18 protein-coding genes are annotated in these 21,673 nt (G+C 41.9%); 16 read left to right on the top strand and 2 right to left on the bottom strand.

The genetic code is table 11. The features are described from left to right. The first annotated feature begins 413 nt into the window (after positions 1-413). On the top strand, positions 414-1,388 hold the full coding sequence (locus EI162_RS07520) for a hypothetical protein (protein WP_192523763.1): 975 nt from the start codon (positions 414-416) through the stop codon (positions 1,386-1,388). Between the two features lie 116 nt (positions 1,389-1,504). Here the strand turns inward: EI162_RS07520 and EI162_RS07515 are convergent, their stop codons facing one another. Further along, positions 1,505-1,894, bottom strand: a complete 390-nt coding sequence (locus EI162_RS07515; protein WP_192523762.1) for an SCP-2 sterol transfer family protein — start codon at positions 1,892-1,894, stop codon at positions 1,505-1,507. Between the two features lie 848 nt (positions 1,895-2,742). Between EI162_RS07515 and ccoN the strand changes: the two genes are divergently transcribed. The 6 genes from ccoN to EI162_RS07485 all read left to right on the top strand — a co-directional run bounded on the left by ccoN (position 2,743) and on the right by EI162_RS07485 (position 8,887). Next, positions 2,743-4,227, top strand: coding sequence for a cytochrome-c oxidase, cbb3-type subunit I (gene ccoN / locus EI162_RS07510; protein WP_192523761.1), 1,485 nt, complete (start codon positions 2,743-2,745; stop codon positions 4,225-4,227). A 9-nt stretch (positions 4,228-4,236) separates the two neighbouring features. Continuing rightward, positions 4,237-4,875 carry a cytochrome-c oxidase, cbb3-type subunit II gene (ccoO, locus tag EI162_RS07505; protein ID WP_192523760.1) on the top strand — a complete coding sequence of 213 codons (639 nt, stop codon included), beginning with the start codon at positions 4,237-4,239 and terminating at the stop codon, positions 4,873-4,875. After that, a complete protein-coding gene (locus tag EI162_RS07500) occupies positions 4,875-5,057 on the top strand; it encodes a cbb3-type cytochrome oxidase subunit 3 (protein WP_192523759.1) in 183 nt (60 codons plus the stop codon). The genes ccoO and EI162_RS07500 overlap by 1 nt, the downstream gene beginning before the upstream one ends. Next, positions 5,054-6,199, top strand: a complete 1,146-nt coding sequence (ccoP, locus tag EI162_RS07495) for a cytochrome-c oxidase, cbb3-type subunit III (protein WP_192523758.1) — start codon at positions 5,054-5,056, stop codon at positions 6,197-6,199. The genes EI162_RS07500 and ccoP overlap by 4 nt, the downstream gene beginning before the upstream one ends. A gap of 498 nt (positions 6,200-6,697) precedes the next feature. Further along, on the top strand, positions 6,698-8,107 hold the full coding sequence (gene ccoG, locus EI162_RS07490; RefSeq protein ID WP_192523757.1) for a cytochrome c oxidase accessory protein CcoG: 1,410 nt from the start codon (positions 6,698-6,700) through the stop codon (positions 8,105-8,107). A gap of 198 nt (positions 8,108-8,305) precedes the next feature. Beyond that, complete coding sequence (locus EI162_RS07485; protein WP_192523756.1) at positions 8,306-8,887, top strand: FixH family protein; 582 nt, start codon at positions 8,306-8,308, stop codon at positions 8,885-8,887. 218 nt (positions 8,888-9,105) lie between these two features. Here EI162_RS07485 and ttcA read toward each other — a convergent pair whose 3' ends face one another. Beyond that, entirely contained in the window at positions 9,106-10,224 is a 1,119-nt protein-coding gene (gene ttcA / locus EI162_RS07480; protein WP_192523755.1) for a tRNA 2-thiocytidine(32) synthetase TtcA, read from the bottom strand. A gap of 351 nt (positions 10,225-10,575) precedes the next feature. Here ttcA and queC point away from each other — a divergent pair, with 351 nt between their 5' ends. From queC to EI162_RS07435, 9 genes are all read left to right on the top strand, one after another. Beyond that, a complete protein-coding gene (gene queC, locus EI162_RS07475; RefSeq protein WP_225735243.1) occupies positions 10,576-11,292 on the top strand; it encodes a 7-cyano-7-deazaguanine synthase QueC in 717 nt (238 codons plus the stop codon). 336 nt (positions 11,293-11,628) lie between these two features. Beyond that, on the top strand, positions 11,629-11,958 hold the full coding sequence (locus tag EI162_RS07470; RefSeq protein ID WP_192523753.1) for a hypothetical protein: 330 nt from the start codon (positions 11,629-11,631) through the stop codon (positions 11,956-11,958). 161 nt (positions 11,959-12,119) lie between these two features. After that, on the top strand, positions 12,120-12,617 hold the full coding sequence (locus tag EI162_RS07465; RefSeq protein ID WP_192523752.1) for a peroxiredoxin: 498 nt from the start codon (positions 12,120-12,122) through the stop codon (positions 12,615-12,617). Between the two features lie 177 nt (positions 12,618-12,794). Then, complete coding sequence (locus EI162_RS07460) at positions 12,795-14,291, top strand: dihydrolipoyl dehydrogenase (RefSeq protein WP_192523751.1); 1,497 nt, start codon at positions 12,795-12,797, stop codon at positions 14,289-14,291. 68 nt (positions 14,292-14,359) lie between these two features. Further along, positions 14,360-15,547 carry a mechanosensitive ion channel family protein gene (locus EI162_RS07455; protein WP_225735241.1) on the top strand — a complete coding sequence of 396 codons (1,188 nt, stop codon included), beginning with the start codon at positions 14,360-14,362 and terminating at the stop codon, positions 15,545-15,547. A gap of 402 nt (positions 15,548-15,949) precedes the next feature. Then, on the top strand, positions 15,950-18,256 hold the full coding sequence (rlmKL, locus tag EI162_RS07450; RefSeq protein WP_192523749.1) for a bifunctional 23S rRNA (guanine(2069)-N(7))-methyltransferase RlmK/23S rRNA (guanine(2445)-N(2))-methyltransferase RlmL: 2,307 nt from the start codon (positions 15,950-15,952) through the stop codon (positions 18,254-18,256). 314 nt (positions 18,257-18,570) lie between these two features. Continuing rightward, the gene (locus EI162_RS07445; protein ID WP_192523748.1) at positions 18,571-19,146 is read left to right on the top strand and encodes a TerD family protein; all 576 of its coding nucleotides are present in this window, start codon (positions 18,571-18,573) and stop codon (positions 19,144-19,146) included. Positions 19,147-19,423: 277 nt separating this feature from the next. Beyond that, the gene (locus EI162_RS07440; RefSeq protein WP_192523747.1) at positions 19,424-20,491 is read left to right on the top strand and encodes a DUF475 domain-containing protein; all 1,068 of its coding nucleotides are present in this window, start codon (positions 19,424-19,426) and stop codon (positions 20,489-20,491) included. A 182-nt stretch (positions 20,492-20,673) separates the two neighbouring features. After that, positions 20,674-21,612, top strand: a complete 939-nt coding sequence (locus tag EI162_RS07435) for a glutaminase (RefSeq protein WP_225735240.1) — start codon at positions 20,674-20,676, stop codon at positions 21,610-21,612. Positions 21,613-21,673: the final 61 nt, after the last annotated feature.

The raw sequence follows: 21,673 nt of genomic DNA, 5'->3' as shown, positions 1-21,673 counted from the left end.
TATGCTATAAAACCAGTCGTATCAAGTGCTTCATACGGCGGCACTTGATACGCTCACATATAAATCGAACAAAAAAAAGGGTTTCAGACGAGCCAAAGACAGCCGTCAAAAGGGAGCTAGTTTGACACAATTTAGCTAATATATGCCAGTCATTAGCAAAAACTGCGGTTATTTTTTACTAAAAAACTGGGTTTTGTTACTATTTTTTATGAAGGACTTGCTATTGCTTGCGTCAATACCTATATATTGTATGCTAAAGACAATTGTCATTAACCATTCATTGTTGTTTGTTGACCCTTGACTGATGAATAATTGCTGGCTATCAAAAACCAAGACCGTTAAATATGGGAAGGTATATCAGCAATAGCAGTTTTTGGTCTAAACCTCACGCTGACTTAATTTTGAGTATTTTCATGACCATTAATTATCAATATAAAAACATTCAATCTCCCACAAAAATCACTTTGACTGATGAGCAGACCGCCGGTCACGCCGATCATTGGCGCATCTTGACCGATGATATGAGCAATGACGTGCCAGCATGGCTACAAAAAATGATCGAACAGGCGGCAATGCCCAAAGGCCTCAACCCCAATGTGAGTGCCCAAGATAGCTGCTTGTTATTATCTGAAGATCAGCCTTGTCATATCAATCAAGTCCTGGCCATGAAAGAGGGGAAGCCTGAATGCTTTATCAACGCCTACCCTTGTGTCGATAGTCCTTATGGGCTCAACTGTAAAATTGAGCGTGTCATTGCCAACGACAACTCCCACGATGCGGTATTACGCTTGCGTACAGCGGACGGCAGTATTATTTACGCCTTTGATCAGCTGTATACGACCAATCGCCATTTATACCAACGCGACACCTCATATTTTGTGAATTTTAGCGCTTGGGCCCATGAGTTTAAGCTGAGCGAACAAAACGAGGTAATTATGGTAGAAGACCAAGAGTCGATTCGCTACCATCGTGCCTTTAACGATATCGTCGCCGCGAATGACGGCCAAATCCCCGATGATCTACAGCAACAAATCAGTGAGTGGAAGCCTGAAACCGAAGCGCAAATGGCACCAGTAGAAATTAACTTGGGTCATATGTGTGCTTATCTGTTTGGCGATACCTTGGGTCAAGAGGATGAAGCTTGGTGTCAAGGTCAGGTGCTCGGCAAGCAAGAAACCGTCTTTAATGGTAAATCAATCATCTTATTTGATGTGGTAGCACTGCGCGAACAAGATGCCGACCCATTTGTGATGCGTATTGGCGCACTCAACACCCCAGAGACTGCCTTTATTAAGGTACATGACTATGTGCAAGCGAATGTTTGGCTACAAGCAGCCATTTACAAAGAAAACCAGGAAAACATAACCCAGCAAGTAAAAGCCAGTTAATTAAAAAACTCTTCAAATCTATATCGATAAAAAGAGCCTCTAATCTAAGATTAAAGGCTCTTTTGCATTTAGCTACTTTTTTAAAATTAGCTAAGAATAAACGAGGCAATAAAATATTACGCCATGGTCGTTACTGACTTAATACGGCTATAAAGTTCTTTTTGTTCGCTACTTGGACGAGCCGTTTGTACCGCCATCAATTGTGACATATCGCCTTCGACACGAATTTTACCACTCATAAAGGCACCCATAATTTCATTGGTATCAAAATCAGTAATGATAGATTGTAAGATACTGCGATCAAGTAAGAGTGTGGTAGTCGCCGCATCATTCAGACCGCGGTGCAATAAACCGTTAGCAAAGTTAGCTTCGATATCTTGCTCAGTATCAGATACTTTTAAATTAACAATCATATTATCTAATGCTGGCGGTAAGTTAAGCTCACCCGCTTCCTGACCCATCTGCTCAACTTGCTCAAACCATTCGTCTGTCAAAAAAACTGCCATATTGTTATCCTTAATTGGTATTATATAAGGCTAAAGCTACGTCATAGCCTTACCTGATTAGAGGTTGAATCATAAAATACGTACTAACAATAGTGTTATAAAAGCTCTATTATCAATCATACTTAGCTTCATTATAAGATGCGACTTAATGATAAGTAAAACCTATTTATAGCACTAATGCTAATACTGTTACAAAACCTTTATAGGAATTGGGCATTTACCTTGATAACAGTATCTTTTTTTAACCCCTAGAATAGTAGGGAAATTGGGTATAAAATAGACAAATAACGCAGCAACGATAAGTTGTTTGCAGAGATTTTTACCAAAGAGTTTGTATTTTAGCGCATAGTCTTAATGATATTTTATTAGGTTTGCGTTACAATACCCTTAAACAGAGTCGGGAGTTTTAACTAAACATTACGTAAACATGTTTTTTTGTCAGCCGCCGCTAGCATACATCTATGGTCAATGTATTTTTTATGACCCTATGGATATTGGTATCTATCTTCATTAGTACGGGTTTTTGGTAATAATTAAGATAAATACTTAGCCTCATTAGATGTCTGATGCTCGAAAACGGCGCATCTTCTTATTCACTTTAACGTGTTATTAACAATCCTACTATCGATTAGCTATGAGTGTCGTGTATTTGAAACGCTTCTCTCTGTTCATTAGTACCAACTAATAGACAATAAAAGTTTCGATTGATAGTTAATAACCTGACTGTAATAAGTAAATCAAAAATAGCATGTGCCGCAACCACCATCTGTTTATCAAAATTAATGATACAGATGACGCGGAGAATTAGTTAATTCTGTTGATAATTCGGGCTGTAAAGGAATCATCCAATGAGTTTACAAAACACAGCAGTCGCCCCAATTGACCGTGAGTATGAAATCACTATCGTACGATTTTTTACGATCATGGCAGTAATATGGGGCATCGTCGGCATGAGTATTGGTGTGTTCATTGCTTCACAGTTGGCATGGCCAGCTCTGAACTTTGACATCGCATGGCTATCATTTGGTCGCCTCAGACCACTACACACCAACGCCGTTATTTTTGCTTTCGGTGGCTCTGCCCTGTTCGCAACGTCTTACTATATTGTCCAGCGTACCTGTAAGACAAGGCTATTTGCCCCTTATTTAGCTTGGTTTACCTTTTGGGGTTGGCAAGCGGTTATTGTATCAGCCGTTATTACCCTACCTTTAGGTTTGACTTCGACTAAAGAATACGCTGAGCTTGAGTGGCCAATTGATATCTTGATTGCTTTGGTATGGGTTTCTTATGCCATCGTTTTCTTCGGTACACTCATCAAACGTAAAACCTCACATATTTATGTGGCCAACTGGTTCTTTGCTGCCTTTATTATTACGATTGCACTACTTCATATCGTAAATAGTATGGCCATCCCTGTTAGTGCCTTTAAGTCTTACTCATTATTTGGCGGTGCGACCGATGCGATGGTGCAATGGTGGTGGGGGCATAACGCAGTAGGGTTTTACCTGACAGCAGCCTTCCTTGGGATGATGTATTACTTCGTTCCAGTACAGATTGGGCGTCCTATTTACTCTTACCGTTTGTCTATCGTTCACTTTTGGGCATTGATTGCTTCATATATGTGGGCTGGTGGTCACCATTTGCATTATTCAGCGATTCCAGATTGGACGCAGTCATTGGCGATGGTATTCTCTATTATTCTATTCGCACCTTCTTGGGGTGGTATGATTAACGGGGTATTAACACTGTCAGGCAGTTGGGATAAACTACGTACCGATCCAATCATTCGCTTTATGATTGTGGCACTGTCATTCTATGCCATGTCGACGTTCGAAGGCCCAATGATGTCCATCAAAACTGTGAATGCGCTATCGCATAACACGGATTGGACAGTAGGTCACGTTCACTCAGGGGCACTTGGCTGGGTTGGTATGATTACCATTGGTTCGCTATACGTGTTATTACCACGTATTTATAATAAACCAAAAATGTATTCTATCAGCTTAATCACCACGCATTTCTGGTTAGCTACTGCAGGGACTATCTTCTATATCGTGTCTATGTGGATCTCAGGTATTGGCCAAGGTATGATGTGGCTAGCCACTAACCCTGATGGTACTTTGGTATATAGTTTCGTTGATACCGTTGAGTTCTCGCATTTCCCATATATTGGTCGTGCGTTCGGTGGTCTGCTATATGTATCAGGTATGTTTGTCATGGCATATAACGTGTATAAAACACTTAAAATGCCAGAAGGCAAACCTGTTGATATCGCTGACCCGACTGATCATGAACCTAGTGTCGATGAAACCTCGACAGCTGCTAACGTATAAGGAGCGATCATGGCTGGTACACCGCATGAGATTATTGAAAAAAACACAGGCTTATTAGTCATCGGTATCGTCATTGCTATTAGCTTTGCAACACTAGTAGAGATCGTACCATTAATATATGATTATAGAGGTGCTGAAGAAGGTGGGGTGAACGCTCCCCTACCTGCTATGGAGCCTTGGACTGCACTTGAGTTTGAAGGTCGTGACATCTATATTCGTGAAGGGTGTCATGTTTGTCATACTCAAATGATTCGTCCACTACGTGCTGAAGTTGAGCGTTATGGGCCGTATTCACGTGCTGCTGAATCGACGTGGGATCACCCTTTCTTATGGGGTTCAAAGCGTACTGGGCCAGATTTGGCACGTGTTGGTGGTCGTTATTCTGAAGATTGGCAAAAGCAACATCTTATCGATCCACGTTCATTAGTACCTGAGTCTGTAATGCCTGGTTTTCCTTGGCTTGCGACTAACGAAGTGAACGGTAGCGACATACAGACTAGAATGCGTTTATTCCGTGATCAATTTGGTGTGCCTTATACCGATGAAGATATTGAAGGAGCGCCCGATGCTGTGCTTGGTGCTACTGAGCTTGATGCAGTCGTTGCCTATCTTCAACAATTAGGTACCGCAATGGAAGGACAGCGCTAATGGGTATTGGTGAATTACAAACAATTGCGACCGTTTCTGCCTTTATTGCCTTCGTAGGCGTTGCATGGTGGGCGTATTCGCCAAAAAACAAAAAACGCTTCGAAGAAGATGCACAACTTGCGCTCGATGACGAGATCGAAAAACCTGTGTCTGAAGAGCAGCGCAATAAGGATGAACGATGACATTTTTTTGGAGTACTTGGATCACCGTACTGAGCTTTATGTGCTGGGCGGGTATCCTCGGTGTCTTACTAATGGTGTTAAAATATAAGCCAGAAGTTGAAGAAGACGGCACAACAGGCCATGATTATGATGGTATCAAAGAATATGACAAACCGCTCCCAAAATGGTGGTTAGTGATATTTTTCGGCTCCATTATCTGGGCCGTAGCATATTGGGTATTCTTCCCTGCTATGTTTCCAAAACATTGGGAAGGTATTACAACCGTAGAAGTTGATGGTGAAACCGTTCCTTGGACCTCTCACAACGAGCTTTATAGTGAGCTTGAAGAGAATGATAAAGTATTCACTAAGAACTTTGAGCAAAACATTTTGGCAAAAGCGGATGCCAGCGATGCGTCAAAAACTTTAGCAACGCTTTCTGAGATGCAGGCCACTATGCGTCGCAGTGAAACACCGCCAGCAGGGTTACAAACTCAAATTGATGAAAAAATTGCAGAGCTCTCGCCTGCTGTTGAAAAGCTTTCTGAAAACCCAAATGCATTAAAAGTGGGCAGCCGCCTGTTCTTACAGAACTGTGCCGTTTGTCATGGTTCGAATGCTAAAGGGGCGACAGGCTACCCTAACCTGACTGATAACGATTGGTTATATGGTGGAGAAGCTACAAACATCTTGACTACCCTACATAATGGTCGAGTGGGTGGCATGGCGGCATGGCGTGACCAAATCGGTGAAAATGGCGTACGTGCAGTATCTGAGTATGTACTGTCAATTTCTGGCAACCAAGAAGGTTATGATCTTGATAAGGTTATGGTTGCTAAAGGCGAGGAAATCTTTAAAGAACCGACTAACTGTGTGCTTTGCCATGGTGCAGATGCTAAAGGAATGATTTCGACTGGCGCACCAAACTTGACGGATAATATCTGGCTATATGGCGGTGATCGCGAAACTATCCGTGAGACCCTGCGTTATGGTCGTGCAGGTGTAATGCCTGAGTGGGAAACCAAGCTAGGTAACGAGCGCATCATGTTGCTTGCAGCCTATGTTTACTCACTCTCTGATAGAAACGCGAAGCCTGCTAAAGCAACCACTGTTTCTGCCACTGCTCCTAAAGCAGCGACAACAACTGAAACGACGGTTAACTAACCAAGAAGCTATTTGGTTTGCAGTTATACCGTAACTAAGTAAAGTTAGATAAAGGGAGGACTGTTATTGCAGTTCTCCCTTTTTTAAAACTTATAAATAAGCTAATGCATCATACATAGAATGGTAATTTTAGTCGTTTTACTAAAAACACTTAAGTTTTATTTTTAGCCACTGTCGATTGCTATAACATAGTTTATATAACAATAATATATTATATTAGTATTGCTTTTTAACATTCTTACCCCATTTATAAGAGGGAGAATGCTAAAATAGTAATGTATTAGAAATACTGGAAACCACCCATTTAAGCAGTCTTTATTCGATTTTAATCAATTACTTACAATCGCTCATTTGGTAGACGAGTTCATACGTTTTGAATGTTCAAACGTCTCTCACTACTTACTGACATTGATAACACCGTACATTCATACACCTTTTCAACCAAGGTGTTCGTTCATCATGCCAGCAGACTGATTCTTTTTTTAAAGAGGCACGTTTATGTCAGCACAACAACCCAATAAAATCCCTGTTATTGAGGTCGATCTTAACGCCACTAAAAAACGTATTCACCCTAGGTTTGTCACAGGATTTTATCAAAATATCCGTATTGTCAGTATGTATGCGTTTTTGGCGTTATTTCTGATTTTACCGTGGTTACGTTATAACGGTCGGCAAGCAATATGGTTTGATGTGCCCTCGCAGCATTATTATATTTTTGGTCTCACCTTTTTAACGCAAGACTTTTACTTTATTGCCGCCTTTGCGCTTATTGCTGCCTTTACCCTATTTATGGTGACCGTGTACGCAGGACGAGTATGGTGCGGTTATGCCTGCCCACAGACTATTTGGACCCATATGTTCCAATATGTCGAAAAGTTGGTGATTGGTGACCGCAATAAACGCATTAAATTTGATAAAGAACCAATGGGTCCAAAAAAAGCGTTTAAGCGTTTTTTAATCTACTTTATTTGGTTTGTGTTCTCGATGATTACCGCCACGACTTTTGTCAGTTACGTATCAGGGACAGAAGCCTTATATGGCAGTTGGCAAATGCTAGGGTTCATACCTTTTCCTGATTGGTCAACATGGATATGGGTATCAATATTTATCTTCGCTTTCTCTACTTACGTGAATGCTGGTTACATGCGTGAGCAGATGTGTATCCAAATCTGTCCTTATGGCCGCTTCCAAAGCGTCATGTTTGACAAAGATACACTGGTTGTTTCTTATGACTATGAACGTGGTGAACCGCGCGGCGCACGCAAAAAAGGTACCAATCCTGAACATCTAGGCGATTGCATCGAATGCCAAATGTGTGTGCAGGTCTGTCCGACTGGGATTGATATTCGCGATGGTTTGCAAGTCGCTTGTATTCAGTGCGCTGCCTGTGTCGACGCCTGTAATGACATTATGGATAAAGTGGGTTACCCACGTGGACTGATTCGTTATACCACAGAACGACAGTTAGTTGAAAAAGAGGATACGCGAGTATTTAGTCCGCGGTTCTTTGCCTACCTCACCTTACTGGCTGTGCTGTGTGGTGGTGTTATATACGCCTTGACCGATCGCGTGCCATTGGAGATTGATATTCGCCGTGACCGAAATCAGTTGTCCTCGCTGAATGCTCAAGGCATGATTGAAAACAGTTATATCGTTAAGCTAACCAATAAAACACAAGATGCCCATACTTATAAAATAACGCTAGAACCACAAGACGGCTTGAGTTTAGAGCTGCGCTTCAACGATGTACCATTAGAAGCGGGTGAAAGCTTTGATATGCCAGTCAGTATTTATGGTGACCCTGATGTGATTGAGTTTGGTCAAACGCCCGTTGTTTTAAATGTTCGTAGTGAAGATGATAAGTACAGTGTCAGCAAACAAAATATCTTTACCACCCAAGGACAATAAAAACTAACCCTTTAGTGGGTTCACTTTAAAAACGATACCGTACTATTGATTATAGCGTTATATGCTTTACCTGTTAGTTATTGTAGATAGCTAACAAGTTGTTGATTGTTATTAAGCTGTCAGCATTGAGCCGTCAGCTTATCCATTGATACAGTTCATAGATATCTGCCAAATAGATATCTGATTAATAGGTATTTTATGTCTAATCAAGCCCCAAACTTTAAACGTCAAGATAGTCAACCATGGTACAAAAACTATATGGTGATTATCTTTGTAATTGGCATGCCAGCGGTAGTTGTGATCGCTTGCATTTGGTTTGTTTATTATTCTTATCAAATCCGCGATAGCGTGGTACGTGATGACTGGTATATGGATGGCAAAACGCTATATCATGATGTTGGCCGTGATAAGCTAACCTATGATTTGGACTTGCACGGTAAGATGCAGTTTTCAGACGATGGGGATATTGCCTTTTATTTGAATTACCCAGAGCAAAGCCTACAAACAGGCACACTGCTCAATGGTGAGGCGCTCACTTATCCTGATACGCTAGATTTATCTATCTCACATGCGACTGATATCAAAAAAGATCGCGATGCGGTGCTCAAGCATCAACAAGGTAATAAGTACACTGCGCAAGTAGATTTGGATGAAGTGAAAGGCAAGTATTATTTACAAGTCAGTTATGACGGAAAAGATGATTGGCGTATGCAGGATGTGGCAAAACTACCGCGACCAGAGGTGAGTTTTGATCCTCTACCAGTCTTTGCTAAAAGTTAATTTTTGACTAATACCAAACCCAAAAAGTACGATTAGCTGTGTCAAACTCGTTTAGTCTACAAGGCGTAGTACTTGCACTCGTTTTCCTTGCCACTCTAATTTTTGTGAATGATATAACTTTGAATAAATAGTAAAAAACCAGCCATGATTAATCAATGGCTGGTTTTTTTATAACTGAGTGATAAGTTTAGCTAAGCTTGAAACAATACCAATTAATATTAAATCACAGGATTAATCGTTGGGATTTTTTGCGTTGTACGACTGTTTCCCATCGCTTTATCTGATGCTATTTTTTGCTGTTGCGCCGCAAAATCTGGATTAAAAGTTTGGGTTTTGGGCGATACTGGTAGACCAATCTCAGCCAAACTTTCGGTTTGACCAGATTGAATATTATCCCCTTCAAATAAACGTTCGTTATTATCACGATCAAGGCTCAACGTCTCAAAATCAAATAACTCTCTATCCGCTAATTGTGACGGCGCGACGTTTTGCATGGCTTTAAAGATAGACGCTAAGCGCTGCGGGTGCGCATCATCCCAGTCGCGCAACATATCGTTAATAATTGCACGTTGCAGATTGGTTTGGCTGCCACACAAATTACAAGGAATGATCGGGAATTTTTTTAAGCGGGCGTATTCGATAATGTCTTTTTCTTCGACGTATGCTAATGGGCGAATAAGCAGGTTTTGCTTGTCATCACTCAGTAGCTTAGGTGGCATCGACTTGAGTGCGCCGCCATGAAACAAATTTAAAAAGAAAGTTGCCAGCATATCGTCGCGGTGATGTCCAAGCGCAATTTTGGTCGCACCAATTTGCTTGGCAAACCCGTATAATGAGCCGCGGCGCAGACGTGAACAGGCTGAGCAATAAGTCTTACCTTCTGGCACCACGCTTTTAACAATACTATAGGTGTCTTTTTCTAAGATGTAGTGAGCAATGCCCTGCTCGTTTAGATATGCTGGTAACACATCTTCTGGATAATCTGGTTGCTTTTGGTCGAGATTAACCGCGACGATATCAAAGTTAATCGGGGCGATACGCTTCAACACTAGCAAAATATCAAGCAAAGTATAACTGTCCTTTCCTCCTGAGACACAAACCATCACCACATCACCATCTTCGATCATATTAAAATCACGAATCGCCAAAGATACTTGTCTACGTAACTTTTTCTGTAGTTTGCGCAGGTATGTCGTTTCAGATGCTGACTGTTCCGTAATCTGGCCCGTAATACTACGGACGTTTTCACTATCAATATCGACATCATCATGTTTTATATTGTTAGTATTATCAAACTCAGGCATGGTTTTTGGCGTAAACACGGTCGCGGTGGTCATAAGTTACTCAATTTCTTTACAAGGGTGCTTTAAAAGCAGCGATTATAACAAAGTTTGCTAACAGATTGAAAAGATGAGATTAAATTACCACCCTAAATGCGACAGCCCACCCGAATCCATGCCATATATGAGTAACTACCAACGATTGAGAGTGGATATTCTGCTATAGCCAATCCTAAATAAAAGAGCGATAAGTTGAATACTATTTTAATACTGTCTCTATAGTTTTGTAATAGCCATATTTTTGTTAAAATAGGCGTTTTTCATAAATCAATAATAGACAACACTATGCCAAATACTGCTCCGCAACCCACTTCTGCCAATCAGGCAAACCATACCGACTCAAACCCACTGAATAAAAATCAAAATGCTGTCGTGTTGTTATCAGGCGGGCTCGATTCAGTGACTTGTTTGTATTGGGCTAAGGCTCGCTATGCGTCTGTGACTGCGGTTAGCTTCGATTATGGTCAGCGTCACAATAGTGAGCTTGTCGCGGCAAAAAATATTGCTGAAACAGCTGATGTTAATCATCGAATTATCGATATTGATATTGCCCAGTTGGGCGGCTCCTCACTAACGGATCACAGCATGATCGTCCCTGATGGTGATGCGGATAAATTCCCTAATAAAAAACGTGACGAGATCGACAACGACGCCATTCCCAATACTTATGTGCCTGCGCGTAATACGATATTTTTGTCTTACGCCTTAGCGGTCGCCGAAGTAACCGATGCCAATCATATTGTTATTGGCGTCAGCTCAGTCGATTATTCAGGCTATCCTGATTGCCGCCCTGAATATATTAACGCCTTTCAACATATGGCAAATCTTGCTACCAAAGCTGGCGTCACCGGTCATCACTTATCAATTCAAACACCGCTGCAACAATTATCAAAAGCCAAAACCATCGAGCTTGGTCTGTCGCTAGGGGTTGATTATGGACAGACGATTTCTTGTTATCAAGCGGATGAGAACGGCCTTGCTTGCGGCGTCTGTGATAGTTGCGCTCTACGTCGCCAAGGGTTTGCCCAAGCTGGGGTCGCTGATCCTACTCATTATCAACCTTAAGAAACAATTTGAGTAGCACTGATAATCGCTCAAAAAATCACAATCACTGCTTTAAAATATGCGAGTAAGTATCCTGAAAAATGGGGTTACCGCTCTTAAATCAGGAAGTGATTAAATACTCGAGAAACATTCGCTTGCATTAACACAGCATCACAGCGTTGCATTTTGAGCAAAATCCTTGCTATGGTATGTTCGATTATGTCTATCACAAGATATAAATGCGGATATATAGGTAAATACGCTTAGCAAGTTACCTATATATCCAACAAAAAAGTAGTGAGATTTTGCTTTCAGTAAAAAATCTAAGAAATTTATGTTATTTGTAAGAGGATCCTTATGAAGTTGTTGCCAGTATTACCCCTAGCCCTTGCTGCTCTGTTTGCACTACCACAAGCAAACGCTGCTGATATTAAGCAAGAAAATGTCAATACCTGTGTCAGCGGTGCGGTCAAATATAAAGTCGCTAATAAAAGCGATGCGACCAAACTTTGTAACTGCACCATTGATGTCCGCAGCAAAATGACTATCGGTCAAATGTGGGAGATTGAAAGCCATGCAAAAGACAAGAAAGACCCATCAGGCCTCCCTTATGTCAAAAAAATGCAAAAAGACTTACAGCAGTGCACCGTTGGCTTAGATTTAAAAGAGCCACAAAAACCTGCTTAATAAATAACTCGTTTAATATACAAAAGACTGGCAATAGCCAGTCTTTTTTGTTGCCCATGAAGGAGCAATTTGTAAAACTGATTATTAATTTCTGCTAATCTGCCTATAATAAGATGACTAAGAACAATACACGTATAACCAACAGCAATAAGGACATTACCATGGCCAAGCCAACTACAGAAAACATTACTTTACCCGACTTCCCAGTAACCATCGTACGAGAGCTTGATGGACACTTTATCCATGATGACATCAACCTAAAAGAGATGATTGCTAATACCAATAAAGGCCTCATTCTTTACTTTTACCCCAAAGACAATACCCCTGGCTGTACCACCCAAGCAACAGAATTTACTGCTCATATTAATGAATTTGATGGTTTAGGCTACGACATTATCGGCGTCTCACGTGATAGTGTTGAATCTCATGAAAAATTCATCGACAAACATGACTTAAATATCGCCCTAATCAGTGATGGCGATGAAAAACTATGCCAATATTTTGACGTCATCAAAGAAAAAAACATGTACGGTAAAATAACTTTAGGCCTTGTCCGCTCAGCCTTCGTGTTTAACAAAGACGGTAAGCTGACCCATGCTCAGCGTAACCTACGAGCCAAAGGCTATACTGAACGGTTGCTTGAAACATTAACACCTTAATCGATAACGCTATAAATTATAAAAATACAATGTAAAACAGGTGCTAATAACCGTTACGATAAAGGGCCAGTCTAAAATACTAAGAATAATCCTGTAAAAACAGCTCTTAGAAACGGCTTTTAAAAACAGTCCTTAGAAACAGCCCTGAATGTTAAATTATTATGAGTTGAAAATAATATGAATAAACAGTCCGATACTATTGCTAATAACCTAGCATCTACCGTCACTCGCAAAGTATCTGTTGCCATTATTGGTGCAGGGACCGCTGGTCAAAATGCTTTTCGTCAAGCCAGCAAAATTAAAGATGACATCGTCATTATTAATGAGGGGTTTTGGACGACAACTTGTGTCACCGTAGGTTGTATGCCGAGCAAGCTACTAATTGCAGCGGCTGACCGTGCGCATGCAGCCAATCACTCTGCTGAGTTCGGTATCCATGCGACTGCGCAGATAGATGGCAAACAAGTCATGCAACGTGTGCGCGATGAACGTAGCCATTTTGCTAGCTATATTAAAAAACAAGTTGAGAGCTGGCCTGAGGATAAAAAAATAGCGGGCCGTGCGCATATCAATCAACAAGGGTTAATTGAGGTCAATGATGAGCTGATTGAGGCTGAAAAAATTATTGTCGCCACTGGTAGTTCAGCATTTATACCAGATGGCTGGGCGGATAAGCTTGGCGATACCATGCTCACATCAGATATGGTCTTTGAGCTCACAGATTTACCAAAATCAATGGCGGTCGTCGGTGCTGGCGCTATAGGATTAGAGCTTGCTCAAGCATTCTCCCGCTTGGGCGTAGAGGTCACTCTGTTTAATCGAGTCAAACGCGTGGCTGGTCTCAAAGACGATGATATTAACAACCAAGCTATTAATTGCTTAAATCGCGAATTGACCATGCATCTGGGTAGCGAAATCACCGATGTCAGTACGCGAGCAAACGAGGATAACAACGGCTCAACCGCAGTGATTGATTACAAAAATAGTGCGGGTGAATCACAGCACTGGCAAGGTGAATATGTATTGGTCGCGACCGGTCGTCGCAATAACATCAAACAATTGGGGGTCGAAAACCTAGGTGTTGAGCTTGATGATAAGAACCGCCCAAAAAACCTCAGTAAAAAAACGGGGCAAATTGGTGATTTAAATATATATATCGTTGGTGATGCTAACGCTAATATTCCGCTACTGCATGTGGCTAGTGATGAGGGTTTTAGTGCGGGAAGTATGGTTTGCGAAAACAAAAAAGATGCCTATATTCGCCCACCAGCCATCCCCTTCTCCATCGTGTTTTGTTCACCACAGATTGTCAATGTCGGTATGTCTCTACCAGAAATACAAAAAGACTCAAAGTTAGAGTATGTCATTGGTAAGGTAAGTTTTGATAATCAAGGTCGCAGTCGTGTCATGGGTGTCAACTGTGGCTTGCTCCATATCTATGGCTGTAAAAAAACAGACAGAATCTTAGGCGCCAGTATAGTGGGACCTGATGCTGAATATATCGGTCATATACTGGCCACCGCGATTACCAACGACTTAAGTATCAAGGCCATGCTCGATACGCCTTTTTATCACCCTACTATCTTAGAAGGTTTACGTACTGCACTTCGTGATGTGCAATATAAAATGGAAATACCCTACCAGTCTCAGGACGCACAGGAAGATAGCTTTTAATATTAGGCTCAGCTACACTTTCAAATAACTAAATATCTCATATAAGCAAACTCTGCATGGATGAAACAATGGCAATTGCTAGTATTACTGACTTCTTTCAAGAGATTGTTCGCGACTTACATACTAGCTTGTATCTTGCTATTGGCGGTTCAATAGACGAAGAGTCGTTGGACTGGTCATCTAAATCAGTAGAGTGGGTAAGCACTGGCATCAAAATCCTAATACTGCTGGCGATATTGGGATTTTTTTATTGGCTTGCCATTTATATTCTTAAAAAAAGCAAATCCCAAATACACCTCAACGAGCGCCGAGCTAAAATTGCCCGTTCGGTGCTGCGTTACATTTGGATAGTAACCAGTTTGATTGCCATTATGAGTCAGCTGAATTTTGAGCCAAATACTATCAAAGCCACTGCCAAAGCCAGTACTTGGGCGGGTATTTACTATGTTTTATGGGCGTCATCAGGACAAATCATTCATAGAGTGCTACAACATTACGGTCTTAATGCATCCATTGAACAGCTGCTTAAAAATATCTTATCAGTGCTGCTATTGGTATTAGGGCTTGCCAGCGTCATGGCACAGTTTGGTTTTGATATCGTCTCCTTGGTCGCAGGTTTGGGGATTGCTGGTATTGCTGTGGGTTTCGCCGCCCAATCAACGCTTGCTAACTTTATCGCGGGTGTTACCATTTTACTTGAGCAATCTTTTCAAGTGGGTGACTGGGTTAATATCAATGACGATGAAGGTCGCGTAGTGGTTATCGCCTTACGCACTACCCACATTTTGACCCGAGATAACATCACTGTCATTATTCCTAACGCCAATGTCGCCTCTTCGGTGGTCACCAATTTAACCTCCAAAAACTTCATACGCTTTGATATCCAAATGCGCATTGCTTTTGAAGATGATGTCGATAAAGCACGGAAGGTGATATTACAAGTTCTGACGGATAGTGATGTGGTACTAAACCGCCCTGAGACCTCAGCGACTGTGGCGGAGATTGGAGAATATGGGGTATTTTTTATTATCCGTTTTTGGGTCAAGCCCGCCGCAGTGGCACGCATACCGAAAATCAAAGAAGCCTTACGAGAAAGTATCAAACACGCCTTTGATACTGCCAACATCTCGACCCCTTACCCGCATATGCGCTTACTGATGCCAAAAGATGTGGAGTATCCTATCGCAACCAAACCCTTTGCCACGACGACGCAGATAGTAGAAGAAGTACCGCCAGTGAAACAGCCTGATCAATAATGGTATCGGAACCTCTTAAGCACTCACCCATTGATCCTAAGTTCTTTTAAGCTTGAAGTTTTTAATTTCAAGCTTTTTATTCTCAGTATTTTAAGCAGGGCTTTATGTGGCTTATAGTTGATTTACTTTAAAACTGAGACGAGTGCTACTGGCATAAATTTTTTGCAGCCTCTGTCATGCTGGCGAACAGCACGCAAGAAAAATTGATAACAGTAGTACGTGGCTATTTACTTTATTACAATCGTATCGATTTTATTTAGAACTGCCTATAGTATTGTTAAATGTCTCTTTTATAAACCCACCCACTTTAAACCATCACGCCCTAAATTATGATAAAATTGACGGTTAAACATCTTATTTTATGATGTGTATTACTTATCAATTTAGCCCACAGGTATCCGTATGACCGTAACAACCGCGACCTCATCTTCAACAGCAGCTTCATCAGACTTGTCGCTTGACCTTATCATCACTTGTGCCGATGGGCTTGAGGCGCCGCTACAGACTGAGCTGACAAGTTTCGGTATTGCAAGTGACATCAAAAGCACTGGCCGTCTGACGGTTACAGGTACTTTGCGCGACCTATATACGATTTGCCTCTGGTCGCGTGTGGCTTCGCGAGTATTGATGCTGATTAAACGCAAAAATATCAATGCCGAATACGATGTGGCTGAGCAACTATATGGATTAGCAAAGTCGGTTAACTGGACGGAGCAATTTAGCTTAGAGCAAACCTTTGCGATTCGTCTATCGGTCGATAAACGCGTGGCTGTCAGTCAGCAATTTGCCATGCTACGTATTAAAGACGCGATTGCTGACACTTTTAACGAAGTCTATGACAGCCGTCCTAATGTTGATAGCAAAAACCCAGACTTTTCTGTGTTTGCCACCGTCAATGATAAGCAAGCTGAGCTATATTTAGATTTATCAGGTACCAGTCTGCATCGCCGTGGCTACCGCGTAGCGATGACAGAAGCCCCATTAAAAGAAAACTTGGCAGCGGCATTACTGTATAGCGCAGGCTGGCATAAGAAAAACGCAGCGGGCAACGCCCCTTTCTACAATGCCCTCATCGACCCGATGTGTGGCTCAGGAACATTTATCATTGAAGCATTACTAATGCATTGCGATTATGCCGTGGGAATCGATAAAGCCGCCAATCAATTTGGTTTTTATCAGTGGCAACATCATGACGATGCGCTATGGCAAGAGATGATCGATGATGCACAGACGCGTTTCCGAGAAGCCTTGGAGATTGCCAACGAACAGCCGGATACTTTACCGCTCATATTAGGCTTTGATGCCGATAGCGGCGCCATTATTGCCACTGAAAAGAACCTGATTGCCGCAGGTTTACAAGATATATTACCGCTACTCGATATCGAAACTCGTGCCCTTGACCAACTGAGCACGGTACTAAAACCCTTGGTCGATGATGGTCGATTGAGCAATCCTTTAGTCATCACCAACCCGCCATATGGTGAGCGCTTGGGTGACGAAGATATGATTAAACCTTTGTATCAAGCGATTGGCCTTATCCTGCAAGACAGTTTTGCTGGTAGTGGTGTTAATCCGATGCTGGGTATCTTGGCATCTAATGTCGAGCAAGTGGATATCTTGCCCATTAAAGAGCCAAAAACACTGCGCTGTCACAATGGCGCTATCACAGTTTATTTCCGTTATGGGGCATTGATTGCTGGGCAAAGCGGCAATCTAGTCAGCCGCTTTGAAAAGCGTGAGATTGAAGTAGAGGACGGCCAAGACTTTATCAATCGTCTACAAAAAAATCTGGCCAAACTTAAGAAACTGGCCAAAAAAGACAACGTCAGTAATATCCGTGTCTACGATGCTGACTTACCAGACTTTAAGGTTGCCATCGATTTATACGGTGATTATGCCCATGTTCAAGAATATGCGCCACCAAAAACCATCCCACCGGAAACCGCAAAAAAACGTTTTAATTTAGCGTTGATGGGTATCCGCGAAGTGTTCGATATTAACCGTGAACAAGTCTTTATCAAAACCCGCGCCCGTCAGTCTGGTAATGACCAGTATAGTAAACAGGGCAATACGGAAAAGCGTGGCAAATTTTATGTCGCTCGTGAAGATAACGCCTATTTTTATGTCAACTTTACTGACTACCTCGATACTGGGCTGTTTATTGACCATCGCAATATGCGCGCGCGTATCAAAGATAATAGTCGTAATAAGTCAGTGCTTAATTTATTTGCTTATACTTGTACAGCGAGTGTCCACGCCGCACTGGCTGGCGCCAAAAAAGTTACCAGCGTTGATTTGTCGCAGAACTATTTAGACTGGGGTAAGCAAAACTTTGTGCTCAATGGTTTGGATGTCAGTCGCAATAAATACCAATTCGTTGCCGCCGATATCTTTGAGTGGATCAAAGACAATACCGAACAATTCGATATTATATTTATTGATCCCCCCACCTTTTCGAACTCGAAGAAGTTTCAAGGTACCTTTGACGTACAACGTGACCATGCGGCGCTCATTAACCGCGCGATGAACCGTTTAACCACCGATGGGGTCTTGTATTTCTCTAATAACTTTACCCGTTTTGAGCTGGACGAGCAGTTGACCGAACGCTACGATATTACGGATATCACCCAAAAAACCATTGGTTTTGATTTTAATATCAAAAAACCGATTCATCAGAGTTTTGAGATTCGTCATCGTCAAAGCTTATAGTTGTTCTGATGGTTATGATTTGCCATTAAAACTGGAAAATATGCGAAGATACTGCCAAAAATAGTCATAAACTGAGCCTAAAACGGTCATAAACCGAGCTTAACTTCAAACTATTACTCTTAATGTATATGAAACATAACAATGACCCAATCTGCTTTGATTGGGTCATTTTTTGTTGTTATGATAGAGTGTTGCAAGCGATAGTTTTGCGACAGCTTTAATCCCACTGTCGCTTTTCACTCTCATTGTGGTAGTTTTTATATCTATGGCTTTCGTGTTGCAATTCTCCCTACTCTAATAACAAGGATACCACCATGGCTTTATCCCTTAATAAAGGCGGTAATTTATCGCTAACCAAAACTGACCCAAACCTAACTAAGCTACTTATTGGCCTTGGTTGGGATGAGCGTGCAACATCTGGCGCTGAATTTGATCTTGATGCCAGTGTGTTTTTACTCAATAGCGCAGGCAAAGTACGCGGCGATCAAGACTTTATTTTCTACAACCAGCTCAAATCTGACAATGGCGCGGTTGAGCACACCGGCGATAACCGTACGGGTGAAGGTGATGGTGATGATGAAGTCGTCAAAGTAAACCTGACTCAAATTCCTGCCGATGTCGACAAAATCGTCGTCACCGTCACCATCCATGATGCCACCGCTCGCAGTCAAAACTTTGGTCAAGTAGCCAACGCTTTTATTCGTGTCGTTAATGAAGAAACCGGTACTGAAGTGGTACGTTTTGATTTGGCAGAAGATTATTCAGTTGAAACCGCGATGGTATTTGGCGAAGTCTATCGTCATAACGGTGAGTGGAAATTCCGCGCCGTTGGTCAAGGCTATTCAGGTGGCTTGCAAGCCATGTGTCAACAATACGGTGTAAATATCTAAATCTTCATATTGCCTAGCCTTTACACTGGCATCTAAACAACGTACACATCCAAATATAAGGCCCTATTTATCCGCTATTAATCGTCATTATTGACAGTGATTATGCATGCACAACTTTCGTTGCAAAATAGTCACAATTTTTGATAGCCAAACGACTAATAATGCTTTATGTTTCGTTTTAAATTATACAAAAAAAGTGGTTAGCAATAACCGCTTTTTTGTGGTCTGTGTCTATAACAGACCGACCTTAGCTTTACGCAACCAGACAGGATGTGTCATGAGACATTTTTATTTAGACTTTATCTTCACCATTATTGCCCTAGCGGTAGCGGCATGGTGGGGATATTCACACGGTGGTATGGGCGGTATGATAACCACCCTATCTATTACCGCTATTTTGGCCGTCATGGAGATTTCATTATCGTTTGATAATGCGGTGGTCAACGCCTCAGTGCTTAAAGGCTGGGATGATTTTTGGAAAAAGATATTTTTAACAGTGGGTATTTTAGTCGCTGTATTTGGTATGCGCTTGGTATTCCCGATTGTTATCGTTGCCGTGACTGCCGACCTCGGTATCATGCAAGTGGTCGACTTAGCTTTAAACGACCCTAAAGAATATTCAGCGAGACTCTTAGCACACCATGCAGAAATATCGGCTTTTGGTGGTATCTTCTTATTATTAGTATTCTTAAACTTTATCTTTGATGATAAAGATGTGCATTGGTTTGATTGGCTTGAGAGCCGTTTGGTAAAACTGGGCAAAGTCGATGCCATGAGCGTGTTTGTCGCCCTTATCGTGTTGATGGTTGCGGTATCATTTGCCAATCCTAATCAATCAGCGGCGGTATTAATCGCCGGCGTTTGGGGCATTTTGGTTTATCTTGGTGTACAAGTGGTCTCTGGTATGCTTGAAGGTGACCTTGAAGAAGATTTAGAAAGCGAAGAAAGCGGTTCGGGCGCAGCAGCGACCAGCGCGATTATGAAAGGCGGTATTATCGGTTTCTTATACTTAGAAGTCCTTGATGCCTCGTTCAGTTTCGATGGTGTGATTGGCGCATTTGCAATCACCAATGACGTTATCGTGATCATGTTAGGCCTTGCTATTGGTGCGATGTTCGTTCGTTCGATGACCATCTTCTTAGTCGATAAAGGCACGCTTGATGAGTTTATCTATCTTGAGCATGGTGCGCATTATGCCATTGGTGCCTTGGCAATCATCATGCTACTATCAGTGAAATTCCAGGTGCCAGAACTTATCACTGGTCTTATTGGTATTGCATTTATTGGTTGGGCCTTTGTTGCTTCACTCAATTATCGTAAAAACGAAGCAAAATCGATTACCTAATGTTAAACTGAGCGTAAACAATACAGGTTTTTCGCATAAAATAGTATAAACAATGGGTTATATCAATAGTTTTGGTATAACCTATTTTTTATGCCCTAATTAAAATATAATTTATTTCTCTTTTTAGTATTCTTATTAAGTTAAAATCATCATTATCAACCACACTACAGAAATATGGTTACATGATTAATATGCAACAGATTCTTGATGATATTGCCGCAGAGATGGCCAGTGAAACCGATCGTGGAAAAGTGGCGGATTATATCCCGCAACTGGCCCATGTAGATCCAAACCAATTTGGCATTGCTGTAGCGACACCTGATGGGCAGGTATATACCGCAGGTGATGCCGACACACTATTTTCGATCCAAAGTATCTCCAAGATATTTACCTTAACCATCGGCCTTGGCAAGTTGGGTGACGCACTTTGGACACACGTCGGTCGTGAGCCGTCTGGCGATCCTTTTAACTCGATCATGGTACTAGAAAAAGAATCTGGTCGGCCGCGTAACCCATTTATCAATGCTGGAGCAATTGCGGTGGTGGATGCGATTATGATGGGTCATGAGCCAAAAGCAATATTGGGTGAAATCCTACAGTTTGTTCACTTTATTGCAGACGATGATTCGATTCGCTTTGACCATAAAGTGGCAGTATCTGAAATGCAACACAAAGATCGAAACGCGGCATTGGCGCATTTTATGAACGCCTTTGATCGTCTAAAGCATGATGTAGATAAAATACTGGGGGTATATTTTCATCAGTGCTCAATTGCCATGAGCTGCCAACAATTAGCGCGCGCGGGTTTGTTTCTAGTATCTAATGGTGTCAACCAACACACTGGGGTAAGAGTGATCAATGCAGAGCGATCTCGGCGAATCAATTCATTGATGATGATGTGTGGCCACTATGATGGCTCTGGTGAGTTTGCCTATCGTGTCGGCCTACCGGGCAAAAGCGGCGTTGGCGGCGGTATTTTAACGATAGCCCCAGGTAAAGGCTCTATCGCTGTCTGGTCACCCGGGCTTGATCATGTCGGCAACTCCAAGCTTGGGTTAAAAGCGTTAGAGATGCTGGTAGAAAAGACGGGTTGGTCGGTATTTGCCAATGAAAAGCGATAAAGGATTGGTGGTGTTCTAAAAAGTATGCTGGCATCAGACGTAGCCATAATTGATGTAAAAG

This window comes from Psychrobacter sp. FME6 (assembly GCF_014861365.1).
In the GTDB taxonomy this organism is placed as follows: domain Bacteria; phylum Pseudomonadota; class Gammaproteobacteria; order Pseudomonadales; family Moraxellaceae; genus Psychrobacter.
Note: the sequence above shows the minus strand (reverse complement) of the source record. Positions and strands in the feature narration are given on the sequence as shown.